Source organism: Maribacter algae (genome assembly GCF_047345745.1).
In the GTDB taxonomy this organism is placed as follows: domain Bacteria; phylum Bacteroidota; class Bacteroidia; order Flavobacteriales; family Flavobacteriaceae; genus Maribacter.
In genome coordinates this window covers 1,188,378-1,204,246 of record NZ_JBLFES010000001.1, presented here as the reverse complement: position 1 = coordinate 1,204,246, position 15,869 = coordinate 1,188,378, and the positions used below count along the sequence as shown (strand labels likewise).

The 15,869-nt window shown below is 41.6% G+C and carries 19 protein-coding genes; 11 read left to right on the top strand and 8 right to left on the bottom strand.

Annotated elements, in window-relative coordinates; translation table 11 throughout:
* The first annotated feature begins 2 nt into the window (after window positions 1-2).
* The 11 genes from ACKWBX_RS05340 (at window position 3) to ACKWBX_RS05290 (ending at window position 9,229) form a co-directional block, all read left to right on the top strand.
* Window positions 3-572 (top strand): carboxymuconolactone decarboxylase family protein, encoded by a 570-nt coding sequence (locus ACKWBX_RS05340; protein ID WP_413967615.1) that lies wholly within the window; start codon window positions 3-5, stop codon window positions 570-572.
* The gene (locus ACKWBX_RS05335) at window positions 565-1,746 is read left to right on the top strand and encodes a CaiB/BaiF CoA transferase family protein (protein WP_413967614.1); all 1,182 of its coding nucleotides are present in this window, start codon (window positions 565-567) and stop codon (window positions 1,744-1,746) included. Before ACKWBX_RS05340 ends, ACKWBX_RS05335 begins: the two co-directional genes overlap by 8 nt.
* Window positions 1,747-1,750: 4 nt before the next feature.
* Window positions 1,751-2,197 carry a nuclear transport factor 2 family protein gene (locus ACKWBX_RS05330; protein WP_413967613.1) on the top strand — a complete coding sequence of 149 codons (447 nt, stop codon included), beginning with the start codon at window positions 1,751-1,753 and terminating at the stop codon, window positions 2,195-2,197.
* Window positions 2,198-2,205: 8 nt separating this feature from the next.
* The gene (locus ACKWBX_RS05325) at window positions 2,206-2,889 is read left to right on the top strand and encodes an isochorismatase family protein (protein ID WP_413967612.1); all 684 of its coding nucleotides are present in this window, start codon (window positions 2,206-2,208) and stop codon (window positions 2,887-2,889) included.
* Window positions 2,890-2,956: 67 nt separating this feature from the next.
* Window positions 2,957-3,907, top strand: a complete 951-nt coding sequence (locus ACKWBX_RS05320) for a polysaccharide deacetylase family protein (RefSeq protein WP_413967611.1) — start codon at window positions 2,957-2,959, stop codon at window positions 3,905-3,907.
* Entirely contained in the window at window positions 3,894-4,820 is a 927-nt protein-coding gene (locus ACKWBX_RS05315) for a polysaccharide deacetylase family protein (protein WP_413967610.1), read from the top strand. The genes ACKWBX_RS05320 and ACKWBX_RS05315 overlap by 14 nt, the downstream gene beginning before the upstream one ends.
* Window positions 4,821-4,923: 103 nt before the next feature.
* Complete coding sequence (locus ACKWBX_RS05310) at window positions 4,924-5,820, top strand: bile acid:sodium symporter family protein (protein ID WP_413967609.1); 897 nt, start codon at window positions 4,924-4,926, stop codon at window positions 5,818-5,820.
* Window positions 5,817-6,590: an SDR family oxidoreductase gene (locus tag ACKWBX_RS05305; RefSeq protein ID WP_413967608.1), complete on the top strand. Its 774-nt coding sequence runs from the start codon at window positions 5,817-5,819 to the stop codon at window positions 6,588-6,590. The genes ACKWBX_RS05310 and ACKWBX_RS05305 overlap by 4 nt, the downstream gene beginning before the upstream one ends.
* Before the next feature lie 132 nt (window positions 6,591-6,722).
* Entirely contained in the window at window positions 6,723-7,715 is a 993-nt protein-coding gene (locus ACKWBX_RS05300) for a VOC family protein (RefSeq protein WP_413967607.1), read from the top strand.
* A gap of 6 nt (window positions 7,716-7,721) precedes the next feature.
* On the top strand, window positions 7,722-8,156 hold the full coding sequence (locus tag ACKWBX_RS05295) for a VOC family protein (protein ID WP_413967606.1): 435 nt from the start codon (window positions 7,722-7,724) through the stop codon (window positions 8,154-8,156).
* 8 nt (window positions 8,157-8,164) lie between these two features.
* Window positions 8,165-9,229 (top strand): NADP-dependent oxidoreductase, encoded by a 1,065-nt coding sequence (locus ACKWBX_RS05290; protein WP_413967605.1) that lies wholly within the window; start codon window positions 8,165-8,167, stop codon window positions 9,227-9,229.
* 3 nt (window positions 9,230-9,232) lie between these two features.
* Here ACKWBX_RS05290 and ACKWBX_RS05285 read toward each other — a convergent pair whose 3' ends face one another.
* The 8 genes from ACKWBX_RS05285 to ACKWBX_RS05250 form a co-directional block, all read right to left on the bottom strand.
* Window positions 9,233-10,498 (bottom strand): MFS transporter, encoded by a 1,266-nt coding sequence (locus ACKWBX_RS05285; protein WP_413967604.1) that lies wholly within the window; start codon window positions 10,496-10,498, stop codon window positions 9,233-9,235.
* A 1-nt stretch (window position 10,499) separates the two neighbouring features.
* Window positions 10,500-11,075 (bottom strand): hypothetical protein, encoded by a 576-nt coding sequence (locus tag ACKWBX_RS05280; protein WP_413967603.1) that lies wholly within the window; start codon window positions 11,073-11,075, stop codon window positions 10,500-10,502.
* A complete protein-coding gene (locus ACKWBX_RS05275; protein WP_413967602.1) occupies window positions 11,076-12,080 on the bottom strand; it encodes a hypothetical protein in 1,005 nt (334 codons plus the stop codon). It lies immediately after the preceding gene.
* Between the two features lie 89 nt (window positions 12,081-12,169).
* Window positions 12,170-12,676, bottom strand: coding sequence for a VOC family protein (locus tag ACKWBX_RS05270; protein WP_413967601.1), 507 nt, complete (start codon window positions 12,674-12,676; stop codon window positions 12,170-12,172).
* Window positions 12,677-12,693: 17 nt separating this feature from the next.
* Window positions 12,694-13,161, bottom strand: a complete 468-nt coding sequence (locus ACKWBX_RS05265; RefSeq protein ID WP_413967600.1) for a redoxin domain-containing protein — start codon at window positions 13,159-13,161, stop codon at window positions 12,694-12,696.
* A gap of 12 nt (window positions 13,162-13,173) precedes the next feature.
* Complete coding sequence (locus ACKWBX_RS05260; protein WP_413967599.1) at window positions 13,174-14,073, bottom strand: DUF1838 family protein; 900 nt, start codon at window positions 14,071-14,073, stop codon at window positions 13,174-13,176.
* Window positions 14,074-14,083: 10 nt separating this feature from the next.
* Window positions 14,084-15,040, bottom strand: coding sequence for a VOC family protein (locus tag ACKWBX_RS05255; protein ID WP_413967598.1), 957 nt, complete (start codon window positions 15,038-15,040; stop codon window positions 14,084-14,086).
* Between the two features lie 68 nt (window positions 15,041-15,108).
* Complete coding sequence (locus ACKWBX_RS05250; protein ID WP_413967597.1) at window positions 15,109-15,855, bottom strand: SDR family NAD(P)-dependent oxidoreductase; 747 nt, start codon at window positions 15,853-15,855, stop codon at window positions 15,109-15,111.
* Window positions 15,856-15,869: the final 14 nt, after the last annotated feature.

Below are 15,869 nucleotides of genomic sequence, written 5' to 3'. Positions count from 1 at the left end.
AGATGAGCAGAATTGACCCAATAGATAATCCGAAGGAAGGAAACCTTGGCCCATTGTTCAAGCAAGCAGAGTCATGGATGGGTTTTTTGCCCAATGATGGCCTGGTAATGGCACACAAACCCGATGTGCTGACTTCTTTTTTTGGTCTGGCCAAAGCGGTTTATGCGGAAGGAAAGATAGCGTCGGGCCTTAAACGCATGATAGGTCATATTTCCAGTAAAACCAGCGGATGTGAATATTGTAGTGCCCATTCCGCCTATGGCGCCAATGAACAGGGTGTCGAAAAAGAAAAACTGGACCAGCTATGGGAGTATCAAACTTCCCCTCTTTTTTCGGAAGCGGAAAGAGCGGCCCTGAATCTAGCATTGAAAAGTAGTATGCTTCCCAATCAAGCTACGGACGAAGATTTTGACAACCTAAAAAAATACTATGACAACGAGGCCATCATAGAAATCGTGAGTGTTATTGCCATGTTCGGGTTTCTTAATCGGTGGAATTCGACCTTAAATATCCAAATTGAAAATGCTCCCAAAGCCTTTTATCAATCTTTAAACACCACATCAGATGAGTAGCACACCCTTGCAAGGCATAAAAGTTTTAGAATTCACACATGCCGTAATGGGTCCTTGTGCCGGTTTAATGCTCGCCGATATGGGTGCCGATGTAGTACACATTGAGCCTCCGCATGGGGACAGCACGCGGCGTTTAAAAGGTTTCGGTACAGGCTATTTTTGGTTCTATAACCGCAACAAAAAAAGTTTGGCGGTCAACCTCAAGTCAGAAGAAGGCGTTCAACTTATTTATGATTTGGTCAAGGAATATGATGTAGTGGTCGAAAATTTTGGGCCTGGAACAATGGAGCGTTTGGGCCTCGGTTATGAAAAATTGAAAACATTGAACAAACGGCTTATCTATTGTTCCCTCAAGGGTTTTTTGAGTGGGCCCTATGAGCAACGCCATGCAATGGATGAAGTAGTACAGATGATGGGCGGACTCGCCTATATGACCGGCCGCGAAGGAGATCCTTTGCGGGCGGGCACATCGGTCATCGATATTACCGGGGGCATGTTCGGTTACATAGGTATTTTACAAGCCTTGTACGAACGTGAAAAAACAGGTGAGGGCGGATTTGTGAAATCTGCCTTGTTTGAGACTTGCGCGTTTCTAATGGGCCAGCATATGGCCTATGCCTCCCAAATCGATTATAAGATTCCCCCTATGCCATCCCGCGTTAGCGCGTGGTCCATCTATAAAGTTTTTGACACCAAGGATGACGACAAAGTTTTTATTGGTATCATCAGTGAAAAACATTGGGAACGCTTGTGCGATGTCTTTGAATGGAAAGATTGGGCAAATGATTTGCGTCTGGGAACGAATAACAAACGTATTGATGAGCGCAGATGGTTTTTACCGGAATTGGATGCCCGTGTAAAGCAGTTTACTAAAACAGAAATTATAGCACGTTGTGATAAAGGCCATATTCCCTTTGCACCCATTAGCCGACCTGAAGATTTATTTGATGACCCCCAATTAAATGAGGGCAACAGTTTGTTGGACGTTAAAATGGATAACGGAAAAATCGTTAAGCTTCCCAAATTTCCATTGGAATATAAAGGCACTAGGGTTGAGAAAAGACTGGATCCTCCAAAAATAGGGGAGCATACCTCCGAAGTTTTAAAGGAACTCAATATTAGTGATGAAGCTATCGCCAAAATGATTTCGGAAGGAATTATCAAAACAGAATAAATTAATGAAGCTTATAAAGAACACAGTTGCCCTAATTTCACTAACACTGATTTCTATTGGCGTTTTTGCTCAAGAAGCAAGTCCGGAAATCAAAGACCAAATACAAGAGCAAATCGATAATTTAAGAACAGCACATTTGAACAGTGATGTAGATTTAGCGGACAGTCTTTATCACCCGAAGCTGATTTTAACCTCACAAAGTGGAAAGAAATACAAAAAGGATGTCGCCCTAAAAAATATTGAAAATACTTTTGAGCACTATGAAAGTTCGGAAATCGAATTTTTAGCGATTACGGAAAATGTGATGTTGGCCAACTATATTAATGAGCGAAAACACAAAGGCCTTGAAAAAGGCAGGTATCGTTTAACGGTAGTGTGGACAGATGATGAGGGTATATGGAAAATTATTTCAATGCAATCTTCCGAAGTGAAACAACCAACCAAAAATTAGCATACAGAATGAAAGGAACAAAAATGCAAACTACCGACAAAACCGCTAAAGAGCTTTATTTTGAAGTAAAGGCCAATCCTGCAAGAAAACGCTTCGGATTTGGAAAAAAAGCATGTTTGGTCAATATTGATATCCAGAAAGCATATACCAGAACCGACCTTTTTAAAACGGCCTATGAAGCCGATCCAAAACAGTTGGATTATGTGAACCAACTGGCAGCCCAATTCAGGACTTTAGGTTGGCCTGTGGTTTGGACCCATGTAGCCTATATGGATTCTGCGGCCGATGCGGGAATTTGGGGCACTCGAACCGATACTCCGGACAGTCTGCAAAATATTAAATTTGGTTCGGAGCGTTCGGAGTTGGACGACCGCCTTATTTTGGATAAAAGCACTGATGTCTTTTACGAGAAAAAAATGCCTTCTCCCTTTTTTGAAACCCCATTACAATCGCTTTTGGTATGGCACCAGGTGGATACCGTGGTTCTCACAGGTGGCTCTACTTCAGGCTGTGTAAGGGCGGCAGGAGTAGATTCGCTTTCCAGAGGCTATCGCACGATAATTCCTGAGGAATGTGTGGCCGATAAGCATGAAAGTTATCACTATTCAAACTTGACCGACTTGTCATTGAAGTATTGCGATGTGTTAGAGGTAAAAGAAGTTTTTGAGTGGTTGGATAGAGTTAGGAGTTAGGAGTTAGGAGTTAGGAGTTAGGAAATAAACTTTTTAATTTTTGAATTTGTATTTAAATTTTTGAAAGATGAAAGAAGACCCGGGATATTACGAGTATTGGCCATACGAAAATAGACCAAAGATTAAATGGCCAAACGGCGCAAAAGTTGCTTTTTGGGTAGCCCCGAATATCGAATTCTATGAATTGAATCCACCGGATAATCCTTTTCGGAAACCTTGGCCGCAACCCAGTCCGGCATTACCAGGATACACTTCGCGCGATTGGGGAAACCGTGTGGGACATGTACGCCAGATGGAACTGTTGGACAAATACGGAATTAGGGGATCTATTTCTTTATCTACTGCGCTGTGCGACCATCATCCTGAAATCATTGAACTCTGCAAGAAACGGAATTGGGAGTTTTTCAGTCATGGTATCTACAACACCAGATACACCTATGGAATGACGGAAGCCCAAGAACGGGAAATGATAAGGGATTCCATCGAAACTATTTACAAACATACGGGGCAAAAGTGTGCAGGTTATCTTGCCCCTGCCCTATCGCATTCCGATAACACCCTTAATCTTTTTGCCGAAGTGGGTACGGAACTTTTCGGGGATGAAGCGGGAATTTACTCTTGTGATCTGTTTCATGACGATCAGCCCACGCCCATACATTTACGAAGTGGAAAACGTTTTGTATCCATTCCCTACTCTTTGGAAATGAACGATACCATTGCCTATTTGGTGCAAAAAATTACACCGAGACGCTATGGTAAGGAACTTAAGGACAACTTTGATAGGCTCTATGCCGAAGGAGCGGAAAGCGGAACCATAATGTGCATTCCTACCCATAATTATCAAGTGAGCAATGCCCATAGAATCAAAGCGTATGAAGAGGCACTCGAATATATAACGGGGCATTCCGATGTGTGGGTCACCACGGGAAAAGAAATTGCGCAGTACTTTTTAGACAACTATTATGATGCGGCATTAGCAGATATCGATACTAAAAACAGGAAATATGGCAACGCTTAGTGACGATTATTTAAAATACCCAGAGCGTTCCTACGGAATGGATCATGACCGTTACGAATGGTCAATGCTGCAAAATAGAAAAGCAGTGGAATGGCCCAATGGAAAGAAAATAGCCCTTTGGGTCAATGTGGGACTGCAATTTTTTCCGCTGAACCAAAACGGGATTCCGTTTAAAGTACCTGGCGGTATGACAAAACCCTATCCTGATCTAAGGCATTATAGCTTGCGGGATTATGGTAATCGTGTGGGCATCTATCGTTTTTTAAAGGCTTTTGACAAGTACCATATTGCACCCACTTTTGCCATAAATACCCGATTGGCTGAACGTATCCCTTATGTAATCGGCACCCTGAAAGAGCGTGGTGATGAAGTCATGTGCCATGGCTATACGATGGACGACCTACACTACGGAGGTCAAGACTTGTCCGAAGAAAAAGAACTTATCAAAAAATCTTTGGACGGACTACGTAACCTAACTGGACAAAACATAAAAGGTTGGATCAGTCCTGCAAAAAATGAATCCGAAAACACACCGGATATTCTAGCCGCAAATGGTATCGATTATTTCTGCGATTGGATAAATGACGATATGCCTTATGAGTTCAATACCAAGAACGGTGCGTTAACCGCAATGCCTCTGCCAACAGAACTCGACGATTATTTTATCATCAATAATAACCTACATTCGGCCGAAGATTGGGCAGACCAAGTGGAAGATGCCTTTGAATTTTTATTAAAAGAAAGCAACATTGCCGGTGGACGAATTTTAGGCCTGAATATTCATCCATGGGTATTGGGGCAACCGCATCGCATTCAGTATCTTGAACGTGTTTTGAAAAAGTTGGGTGGTCACTCCGATGTATGGACTACCTCAGCGGCAAGTATTACCAATACTTGGAAGAATCAGCAATAAAAATACTGTCCGTTCGAGCGCAGTCGAGAACTATTTTACCTTCTAGATATTTGAGGTAGGTCTCGACTGCGCTCGACCGGACATTTAATCAGACTAACAACCAATGACAGAATTACTTTCAGCTTACATCCCCACTATTCTCCAAATCCTCCTTTTTTTGGTGATGTTCGGTATGGGAATGACGTTGACCATTCCTGATTTTACAAGAGTAGGCATTGCCCCGAAAGCGGTATTTACGGGTTTGGTGAATCAAATCATTTTAGTGCCACTCATTGCTTATGGAATTGTTTTATTAATACCGATGGAACCCATGATTGCCATGGGGTTGATGGTCTGTGCATGCAGTCCGGGAGGGGCGGTTTCCAACTTATTCTCTTACTTATCAAAAGGGGATACCGCCTTGTCCATCACCCTAACCGCAATAAGCAGTATCGTAACCATTTTCACGATTCCGTTGATCATCAATTTTTCTTTGGAAGCCATACTCGGGGAAGCTTCAAAAAGCATTCAACTTCCTTTGGGAAAAACCATATTCAATATTTTTAAGCTCACTGCTTTACCCGTATTTTTGGGGATGTTCATCAACCATAAATTCCCGGCCACGGCAGAAAAAAGCAAACCAGCTATTAAATGGGGCTCCATCACAGTTATAGTGCTCGCCTTACTATTTATGGTCTTAAAATTGGAGGAAATCGGAGATAGTTGGTCTTTTTTGAAAGCTACTTTCCTTAGTGTTATATTGCTTAATTTCGGTACGTTGGCCGTCGGTTTTTTCAGTGCAAAATTCTTGAAATTATCGACCAAGCAATCGGCAACCATATCTATTGAAAGTGGCATGCAGAACAACGTGCTGGGTATGACGCTGGCCATGTCCCCTAGTCTGTTGAACAGTCCGGAAATGGCCGCTACCCCAGGAGTCTATGGCGTAGTGATGAGCATCCTCGCCATTGGGGTAATTGCCATATTCAAAGGAATGATAACAAAAGAAAAAACAAAATGAATTTATACTTAACGGACAAACTCTTTTTAGTCGGCGGAGCGACCAGCGGTTTCGGCAAAGCGATTACCGAACAATTGGTGGCGGAGGGTGCAAAAGTAATCGCCGTTGCACGTACCGAATCCAAACTAAAGGATTTGCAGGATAAGAGCAATGATATTGAAATAGTTGCTACCGACCTTTCGGAGGAGTCGGCCTTGGATAAAGTTCTTGATCAAATAGGAAACAGGGTTTTAACAGGAGCGGTTATCAATTCAGGCGGCCCACCGGCAATGCCGGTCATGGATACGAAACTTTCCGATTGGGACGAAGCATATAAAACCGTGGTGCGTTGGAAGATTGCCCTAACCCAAGCCTTGCTACCCAAAATGATGGATAATGGTTACGGAAGATTGCTATATATTGAAAGTGTATCGACCAAACAGCCCGTTGAAAACCTAGTATTGAGCAATGCGATGCGATTGGCTGTTACGGGCTATGTAAAAACCTTGTCGCAAGAAATCGGAAGTTCTGGGGTAACACTGAATATTTTAGGGCCAGGTTACCATGCCACGCAACGTATGGAGAACCTTTTTGCAAAGAATAGCCAGCTCAAAGGAATTTCTGAAGCGGAAATCCGTAAAACATTTTCAGAACAAACGGCCGTAAAAAAAATAGGGAATCCCGATGATTTTGCATCCTTGGCCTTATGGTTGCTTTCACCGCATAGCGGCTATATTACCGGACAGACCATAACCATTGATGGTGGGCTTGTGAAAGGTACGATGGGGTAGTTACATGAACCAAGATAAAATAACCAGTTCAAAGTGTATTTATTTAGTTAACTTTATTAACTATAAACATAGTGAACTATTTTAAGGTGTTATTACACTGTATAAGATTCCAAAGAAAAAGAGCATCGGACAATGGGCTTATTCAATCATAATCTTAATTTTTCTAAAGAGGAGCCTTCGATCAAAGGCTTCCAAGAGATTATAATCAGTGTTTATAATTTAGAAAGGGAAGTAGCTTTTTTTCAGCGTATTTGTGGCTGGGAAATCGTTAGTCGTTCAAAAGGTAACAGCGCCATAAAACAATTATGGCATTTGGACGACGCTGTGAAAATAGAAGAAGTATTGTTACATAACCCGGGTGATAACACCGGTTTTTTGCGCTTGGTAAAATTCTCCAATGTTGAGCAAAGGCAAATCAGGTCTGGAACGCAGATTTGGGATTCCGGGGGTATTTTTGATGTAAATATCAGGGTAAAAAGTATAGCCGATATGTATCGCATCTTTCAGAACGAAGGTTGGAACGGGTATACCGACCCCAATCGTTTTACCTTCGGTAAATTTGATGTATCGGAAGTATTGATGAAGGGTCCTGATGGGGTCACCTTTGCAATGATGCAACGTTTTGACCCACCACTGGAAGGGTTTGCGTTTGAAAAGGTAAGCCGTATATTCAATTCAACGACTATCTGCATGGATTATAAAAAGACCCGCGATTTTTTCATAAATACCTTAGGCTTTCAATTGTATTTTGAAACCGAAGGCACTAATCGTTCAAATGGCCCAAATGTCATAGGGATACCACCGAATATAAACAGCGATGTTACCGTACCCGTGTGTATTTTGCATCCCACAGGTAAAAATGAAGGCTCATTGGAATTGCTACAGACCGTTGAATTAAAAGGCAAGGATTGTGCTGAATTTGCCAAGCCACCAAACTTGGGCATATTAATGTACCGCTTTCCGGTCCGTGATGCAGAGGCATATGCAACCACTTTAAAGGAAAAAGGGCTAGCCCTAAATTCTGATGTGCAAACGGTTACCGTGCTGCCTTACGGAAACTTAAAAGTGTTTTCCGTTCGCTCTCCTGATGGGGTCTGGCTTGAATTTATAGAACTTCTAAACTAAAAAACTATGTCCGTACTGTATAAAAGAATTACACTTTGTGTTGACGATTTGGAACGCTCCCTGGGTATTTATCGGGATATATTGGGTTTTACCATCAATTATATCCAACCTTCGGAAAAAGACTCCTTTTCCTATCCGGTTTTTAATATTCCGAACGAAGCCGACCTTAATTTTGCGACAATGGACAGTCCTTCGCAGGAACGGACCTTTGCCCTGACCGAAATCAAAGGGGTGCCCTTACCAAAACAGACGGGAATACATATGTCCGCCTCCGTCATCAAAGTCGACAATCTAAAGGATGTCATCCAGAAAATAAAGGCACTGGGTTTAAAAACTACAGCTCTAAAAACCGATGAGAATGAATACGCCACTTTTATAGAACAGGCTTTTGTTGATTATGACGGTCACCTCATGGTACTATATCAACTGATGGAAAAGTAAGCGCTTCTATGCAGAAAGCAATGAAACAGTGGGTTATGGCTTCCAGGCCAAAGGGCTTGGTCAAAGTTGAAGATTTTCGGCTGGAGGAAGTCGCCATTCCCAACATCCGGAAAGGGGAGGCATTGGTAAAGACGCTCTATCTTGGTGTGGCTCCGGTAATGCTCCGGTACATGACCAACGAGACCACTTTTGAAAAACCAATGGAAATAGGCGATGTCATGATTGGTAGGGGCGTTGGGTGTGTTGTAGCAAGCAAGAGCGTAGCTTTTAAAGAGGGCGATTTGCTACAGACAAAACTGGGTTGGCGTGAATATGGGGTCATAAAGGACGAGCCTTACTATATGACCTACAAAATGGCGACCCAGGATTTGAGTCCGTCTTACGGGGTAGGCGCTTTGGGCATGAACGGCTTTACTTCCCTCATTGGCATGCAGGAAATTTGTAAGGTTAAGAAAGGGGACAAGGTCTTGGTCTCGGGAGCGGCCGGAAGCGTAGGCAGTATGGCCGGGTTTGTTGCAAAGGCATTGGGTTGCGATATTTTAGTGGGCATTGCCGGTGGCCCCGAAAAATGTACCATGCTGACCGAAAGCTTAGGTTACGATTATGCCATAGATTACAAAACCGACGGTGTCCCTAAAAAATTGGACGAATTATTTCCTGACGGAATAGATGTATTCTTTGATAATGTCGGGGGTGAATTATTGGATGAGGTCCTTGGCAGGATCAATCGCCGGGCACGCATTGCTATTTGCGGGCGCATATCGGAATATTTAATTCCGCCCGAAGCATACCATCGTCCTAGAAATATGTATCGCATCGGATTAAAGGATGCCAAAATGGAAGGTTTTTTTGTGTATGATTATCAAGCAGAATACCCTAACTATGAAAAACAATTGGCTCAATGGATCCGGGAAGGCAGGTTAAGACCTTTAGAGGATATCGGGATTGGGTTGGAAGAAATGCCCAATGCGCTTATTAGTCTATACAAAGGCACCAATGGTGGTACGCGAATGGTCAAAGTCTTTAAAGATCAAGGAAGCGTAGGGAAAACTTCTTCAATCAATATGCCCTAAAAACTAGGTTAGCTTGGGTTTTGCAATTTCACTGGGATGCACCGTTTCCAATACCTTCGCCGGTTCTTCGGGTACAATTTTTTTAATAAAAAAGCTGATGACAAAGGCAATACACAATAGAACCACTATTAACCAAAAGCTAGTACTGTAAGAACCTGTTTGGTCAGCAATAAAGGCAGTAAGCCACATGCCTAGACCAGAACCGACACCTTCAAAGAAAGATATTAATCCTCCTATTTTTCCGGCAGACTTCACACCGAAAGTCGTTATAATGATGTAATTGAACAAGGTGTACAATCCGCCCCATCCCAAACCAATACAAATCAAAGAGGGCCATATTAATTCAGCGGAATTAATGGCCAATAAAACTGCCCCAAAAATCATAAGACCAAGCTGAACCTTGAACAGTTTATGCTCATTGATGAAATCCGTTACAATACCGGAGGTTAACTTGGCCGTAAGTATAATTGCGAAGAATATACTAAAGGCATTGGTAGCCTGCTCCGGAGTAAACTTTAATTCGCTCAGGTACAGGAAAAGATTGTCTATTATTCCCAAAATACTGTAAAAACAGAAAATTCCGGCAAAACAGATTGCCCAAAACACCGGGGTCTTAATGGCATCCTTTATGGAAAATTCCACAAGACCGGTCTCCTCGTCCTCCACTACCTTTTCACTTGCCTTATTTTTATACTTTATGGGTTTAAGAAAAATAAAGATGATTACGGCGATAAAAATGGGTACCAAGGCTTCCCATTGAAAAGCACCCCTCCATCCAAAATTTTGAAGTAACCGCAAACCTAATTGTGGAACAATTATCCCCCCCAATGAAGTTCCCGCCAATGCAATACCTATGGCCGTACCCCTATTGCTCCTTATGCGCTGGGACACCATTATGATAATTGCCAAGGTTCCCGCACCGGAGACCGCAAAGGCGAACAAAAGATGAATGGTATACATCTGCCATGCCGAAGTAATCAACGAATAGGAATACAATAGGCCGGCGATAACGACCAATCCTATGATAAGCATTCGTTTGACGCCATACTTATCTATGATAGCCCCAACAAAAGGCATGATCAAGGATGATGCCACTAAATTTATCAAGCTACGCAGCTTTAATTCCGACCTGGACCAGCCAAATTCTTCCAGGATGCTCGTATCAAAAACACTTATTCCGGAAATGGTCATGCCATTGGTGACGACAAGCGTAATAGTTCCTAAAATGGCAATGCCCAAAAGGGCTCCGAAGCTTTGTTTTTCGCTCATGTTATTTTTTTATATAGTGAATTGGAGTGTTGTAGGGTGTAATCTGGACGCCATCTTTTTTTACGCTTTCCATCACAAAAAGCTCTCCGTCCCTGAGCGTTTCCGTTAATCTAAACGTCATTCCCGGACCAATGGGGTCCTCATGGTCCGTTGTAAAGCATTGCTCGTCATCGTGCCAAATATAGGGTGCCGGGCCCCATGACCTAGGGTGTATTTCATTAAAATTGAACACCAAATCCTTGTTCGCGTTAACGGCATCCTCGGACTTGATATGTTCAGGAATCTGCATAGAGTACAGAAGAGCGGTATTCCCGTCACGTGCCGTAATATAGAAGAAAAGTGGTTTTATTTCCGTTTCCGCGGTAGTTTTTCCAGGGGGTATGTAATAGCTCTCCTCTAGGATGTAAATACCGGGATGGTCTTTAGGGCGATTGATTATCTTATCATTACAGAGGGCCGTAACGTGTTTGGCATACGGGTGTATCTGTTTTCCCGAAGCTATTTCAGCTTCCACCTGCTCTTTATTATCCAAAGTGCCGCAGAGAATATCCGCAATTTTTTGAAGTACTGGTTCCATTTAGTTTTCTTGAAATATTTCTGTATAAAATCCATTTGGAGTTTCCAAAATACAGGCTTTGCCATCGCCCAAGATATAATCGGAAACATCTTGAATTCCAGATTTGACCACAATGTTGTTATCCTTTGCATTTTGCATCACCTTATCGATATTCCTAGTCTTAAAACTATACATTCCCAGCCCCTGATTGGGAATGCAACTTTGTACTCCGGTATCGATCATGTTGCCATCTTTAAAATCCAATAACAAATAGTGATTCTGTTTAGCTCCCGGCGCGTATATGCCACAAAAGCGGAACGGTGTACCGGGATTAACCCCCAAAGCCCCGTCTTCTGCCGCTTCCCAAACAGAATCGAAAAGAACATAATGCCCTAAAACATCAGTATAAAAGGCCACTTCGGCATCAGAGTCTTTCGCAACAAATGCAGAATACCCCGGACCACCAAAGCCATCCACAGGATCACATGGAGCCAATTGTGGATAGTTGACCCTTTCAATCCCCACACAATGTAGATAATCCGGTCCCTTATAAATGGTTTCCAAATAATGCCCTTTATCACCATTTGCCCGGACAATCTCTCCTAATTGCATAGGTGCCATAGCCTTAACATCAAACTCCTGCATTCTTTTATCCATGCCCTTTGCATCCGAGGTCGGGAATCCTAAGGAGAATGAACCCAATTCATAGGAACTATAACTTTTATGAATTTGGGGGGTGGGAGTTTTTAGATGGATAATCCTTAACTGAATAAGACTTGGTACAGTTGATCTATAACAATGGTACAAATCGTAATCTATATCCGAAGGAATATTCCAAAATGACCTTTGTTTATCTTTCGCCTCCTCTGTTACACTAATTGCATCTATGTTCATTTTCATTACCTCACCATAAAAATGCTTGTAGGTTTCCAGATCTACCGTGCATAACGTAGCGGTATGTATATAACTTGTCAAAGCATTCTCGGCGATTCCCGTTGGGATTGAAATTTTTGCTTGATCGGACATTATCAAATAGTTTATTTATGTTGGTTATGTATGGCCTTATATAAATGCGCCGTTGGATTATAATACATCAAAGTAGCTTCCATGGTCTATTATATGATTTGATATAAAGCCACCAAATGTCCGTCCGGATCAATAAATGACTGTTCAATATAACTGATCCGTGGCCCTTTAACAGTATGCTCCATGATTGTCTTTATATCATTGACTTTAATAAGTACCGCACTCATTTTTATACCAAGATTAGCTTTAGGCAAAGTAATACCGGATACTTCTTTTAAATTGATAATACGTTTTTGGTCCATGGAATTTAACGTAGCTACTTTGATTAAAGCTTCCTTAGGGATATTAAAAACCTGATAGGCGTAAGATTCCTTATCGGATTCTGCAATTATGGCAACCTCAAAACCCAGAATATCACGATATATTTCCAAGGACTTATCAAGATCTGATACCAAGATTGAGCTTCTTGTCAAATGCACATCCTGTAGTGCGGCGGTATTTTCGTTTGTTTGTCCAAATGAAACTGACGGGCATAGTAAAAAAAGGAATAGTACAATCCCTATCTTAAACGAGCTTCTTTTACCAATAATTTCCATAATCCAATGTTTGTTTTTCAAATACGCTCCAATGTTTTTTGTATGTTTTGAAAGCTAGGTAGCGTTTTACCGTCGGTGGTTTCTGCATATTGCACCGTTCCATCTTTATCGATTATGAATGCGGAACGCATGGAAAAACCTGTCATTCCTGCAAAATCACCATCGAATAAAACGCCGTAATCTTTACTTACTTTTCTATTGAAATCCGAACCCAGGGGAAAATCCAAATTGTTTTCCTTGGCGAACTTGTCCAATACAAAAGGTGAATCTACCGATACTCCCAAGACTTCGGCATTTAAGGAAGCATAGTTATTTTCTTCCCCGTTTGCCGTGCATAGTTGTTCTGTACAGACACTTGTAAAAGCCAATGGAAAAAAATGCAATATTAAATTCTTCCCTTTATAATCTTCTAAGGTAATGGGTTCTAAATCTGTCCCGACCAGCTTAAAATCAGGTGCTTTTTGCCCAATGGTCAATGTTGCCATAATTTTATCTATTTATTCTTCTTCTCCTTCTTCCATTTTTTCCTTATCGGCCAGAAACTTTTTGAATACCGTCCAAGAAGTCTCATTAGGTCTTTTATCGTCTCTTTCCGGTGGATTAAAATAGAGCGGATACCTATCGTTCAAGATCACCTTAAGTCTGTCCCATACTCCGTCTTTATCCAAAATGCTTTCTCCTGTGGCATTGGCAATTATCCAACCCTGTCTGCTGCCCATCTCCATCCAAGGTAACCATTGCGAAATTCTGGACCATGAAATGTTGGATTGGCTCAAATCCTTAATTTTTGAATTGGTCAACTCTTCCGCCTTATAGTAGGTATTAAAAATTTCCATGGCATGATAGGTTCCCCCCACGTATTTTTGGTAATCCCCAGATAAGGGATTGTTGTAAAACAAAGGTATTTCATAGGAGGTCACCGCAACATCGCCATATTTCCTGAAACTTGTCTTGGCAGAAACCTTTCCTTCTTCGTCTTTTTCATAAACATAACCTCTCATATTTACGGGATCATTGGCTACATGCACCACATCTACGGTCTGGCCTGTCCAAGGATTATCCCAAGTATCGATGATTTCATTGGTCTCCGGGTCTAGGTACATCATTATTTCCCTTCCTACGCTTCTAAAACCTTTGCCTCTAACAGGATCTTCCACGCAGTCGCACTGACGCACATTTATACCCACAACATTGAATAAATGACGATCTTTTTCGCCTTGCACCCTACTGTAGATCCTACCTTCCCACATACCATATACCGGTTTTCCTTCCTCAAGGGTATTACAGGTAGTTTTCTGTCTAATTTCCAAGGCCTTTTCACCTTCAAAATTCATTTCCTGTGCATTTAGTGTAATAGCAAATACCAAGCTAACTAAGAGCGTAATTCGTGTTTTCATTGTTCATTATTTAAGTTTGTGTTTCTAAAAATTCCCACCAAACCCCTTCCGGGCCTCGCAAGGCAAAGCAGTTCACTTTACCATAGGGTTCAATCCTAATTTCTTGTAATGGTCGATGCATTTCAATATTTTTTTCAAGCAACGCATCGTAATATTCCTTAATATTTTCAACTTCGCAACGGTACAACAACAATCCCCGGTTGGGTGGTATTGCCAAACTGGAAAAATCTTTCCCGGTTACACCTTCAAATTCACATGCTTGAAATATAACGTCCCGATTTCCGTCCAAAGAAAAAATATTGGCCTTACAATTCACCTGTTCTATGATGTTCATGGGGATGCCGAACATATTCTCCATAGGAGCGTCCTTCTTCACTTCGTATTCGTTCAAAAGTGAAAATCCCAATTTATTCACATAAAAATCCTGTGTTTCTTCAAGATTTTCTACAGTAAGCGTAGAATTGTACACATGGGAAGGTATGTTATAGCCTTCTGGTAGTTCCAAAGGAGGTTGTACCCGATGCGTAAAAGCAATTATAATATCATCATAGCCCTTCATTAAAATATCATACAATTCAAACGGACCCATTTTCTGCAACAGCGGATCACTGAGACCGTGCCAGCCTAAATCACGAATTTCATTGAAGGTTTGAGCAACTTCGGGCACCCGCAAATTAATGTCCATAATTCCGCCAATATCCCATGGGTTTTGGGAAGAACGAATATACTTTTGTTCCACTCCATGGTATTTTACCAAACGTAGAGAACCCGCGGTGTGACCGGCAAAACGAATCAGTTTTTCCGTAGCGGTGACCGATGTATCCAAATTCCAAAAATCAAGTACGCTCCTATCCGTGTTATAATCCCCAACTACATCCAGCCCACCATAATCGCAGAAAAACCTTTCTACTTTATCCATATCGCCTACGCTGTATACGACCTCTACGATAGTTTTGAGTTTAAACATAGCATCATTGAATATTGAACAAGATACTAAAAATAGTTAATTAAGTTAACTATTAATCTTATTAATTATTAATTCATGCCAGCACCTCCATTAATGTGAATGCATTGCCCTGTTAAATGGGATGCGCCATCACTCAAAAGAAAGAGAATTACGGAGCTAATTTCTTCAGGTTTAGCCATTGTACCCAAAGGCACTATGCTTTTATAAGCTTCCACATCAAAACGGGTAGTACCATCTTCCTTATAAATGAACGGAGTATCCACTGCCCCGGGAGCCACACTATTTACGCGTATTCGTGGAGCCAGTTCAGCGGCCAAGGTTCTACTAAACGATAGTACGCTGGCTTTGCCCGCACTATAAGGTCCATAATTTTTTTGACCGATGAAAGCTAATCCCGATACCATATTCACTATAGCCCCAGAACTGGATTTTTTTAATAAGGACGAAAAAAGTTTACAGGAATTAAAGCAGCTCTTAAAACTGATGTCATAGGTCTCGTTCCAATCAGTTATATCAAGTTCCTCAATAGGCCTAAAATTTTTAATAGTTCCGGAAAGGTTCACCAAGCCATCGACAATTGATGTTTCCTGTGCTATTTTTGATGCTGTTATTGTAAACTCTTCTTTATCCAAAGGATTCGCCTTAAAATAATGGAAGTTGTCCGAAATCTGCGCTTTAGAGAAGGCTTGAATATCTACCCCATAAACTGTAGCATTACTTTCCAGAAGCTGATTTACCAAGGCCTGACCAATACCACTATTTACTCCAACAATAACTATCGTATTTTGGGCCGCATCATATTTGGCTTTTATCATGTGAAGGTTTTTGA

What these genes read in the sequence shown, in the direction of transcription:
- ACKWBX_RS05340 (WP_413967615.1), top strand. Translation starts at nt 3, where the DNA reads ATGAGCAGAATTGACCCAATAGATAATCCGAAGGAAGGAAACCTTGGC.
- ACKWBX_RS05335 (WP_413967614.1), top strand. Translation starts at nt 565, where the DNA reads ATGAGTAGCACACCCTTGCAAGGCATAAAAGTTTTAGAATTCACACAT.
- ACKWBX_RS05330 (WP_413967613.1), top strand. Translation starts at nt 1,751, where the DNA reads ATGAAGCTTATAAAGAACACAGTTGCCCTAATTTCACTAACACTGATT.
- ACKWBX_RS05325 (WP_413967612.1), top strand. Translation starts at nt 2,206, where the DNA reads ATGAAAGGAACAAAAATGCAAACTACCGACAAAACCGCTAAAGAGCTT.
- ACKWBX_RS05320 (WP_413967611.1), top strand. Translation starts at nt 2,957, where the DNA reads ATGAAAGAAGACCCGGGATATTACGAGTATTGGCCATACGAAAATAGA.
- ACKWBX_RS05315 (WP_413967610.1), top strand. Translation starts at nt 3,894, where the DNA reads ATGGCAACGCTTAGTGACGATTATTTAAAATACCCAGAGCGTTCCTAC.
- ACKWBX_RS05310 (WP_413967609.1), top strand. Translation starts at nt 4,924, where the DNA reads ATGACAGAATTACTTTCAGCTTACATCCCCACTATTCTCCAAATCCTC.
- ACKWBX_RS05305 (WP_413967608.1), top strand. Translation starts at nt 5,817, where the DNA reads ATGAATTTATACTTAACGGACAAACTCTTTTTAGTCGGCGGAGCGACC.
- ACKWBX_RS05300 (WP_413967607.1), top strand. Translation starts at nt 6,723, where the DNA reads ATGGGCTTATTCAATCATAATCTTAATTTTTCTAAAGAGGAGCCTTCG.
- ACKWBX_RS05295 (WP_413967606.1), top strand. Translation starts at nt 7,722, where the DNA reads ATGTCCGTACTGTATAAAAGAATTACACTTTGTGTTGACGATTTGGAA.
- ACKWBX_RS05290 (WP_413967605.1), top strand. Translation starts at nt 8,165, where the DNA reads ATGCAGAAAGCAATGAAACAGTGGGTTATGGCTTCCAGGCCAAAGGGC.
- ACKWBX_RS05285 (WP_413967604.1), bottom strand. Translation starts at nt 10,498, where the DNA reads ATGAGCGAAAAACAAAGCTTCGGAGCCCTTTTGGGCATTGCCATTTTA.
- ACKWBX_RS05280 (WP_413967603.1), bottom strand. Translation starts at nt 11,075, where the DNA reads ATGGAACCAGTACTTCAAAAAATTGCGGATATTCTCTGCGGCACTTTG.
- ACKWBX_RS05275 (WP_413967602.1), bottom strand. Translation starts at nt 12,080, where the DNA reads ATGTCCGATCAAGCAAAAATTTCAATCCCAACGGGAATCGCCGAGAAT.
- ACKWBX_RS05270 (WP_413967601.1), bottom strand. Translation starts at nt 12,676, where the DNA reads ATGGAAATTATTGGTAAAAGAAGCTCGTTTAAGATAGGGATTGTACTA.
- ACKWBX_RS05265 (WP_413967600.1), bottom strand. Translation starts at nt 13,161, where the DNA reads ATGGCAACATTGACCATTGGGCAAAAAGCACCTGATTTTAAGCTGGTC.
- ACKWBX_RS05260 (WP_413967599.1), bottom strand. Translation starts at nt 14,073, where the DNA reads ATGAAAACACGAATTACGCTCTTAGTTAGCTTGGTATTTGCTATTACA.
- ACKWBX_RS05255 (WP_413967598.1), bottom strand. Translation starts at nt 15,040, where the DNA reads ATGTTTAAACTCAAAACTATCGTAGAGGTCGTATACAGCGTAGGCGAT.
- ACKWBX_RS05250 (WP_413967597.1), bottom strand. Translation starts at nt 15,855, where the DNA reads ATGATAAAAGCCAAATATGATGCGGCCCAAAATACGATAGTTATTGTT.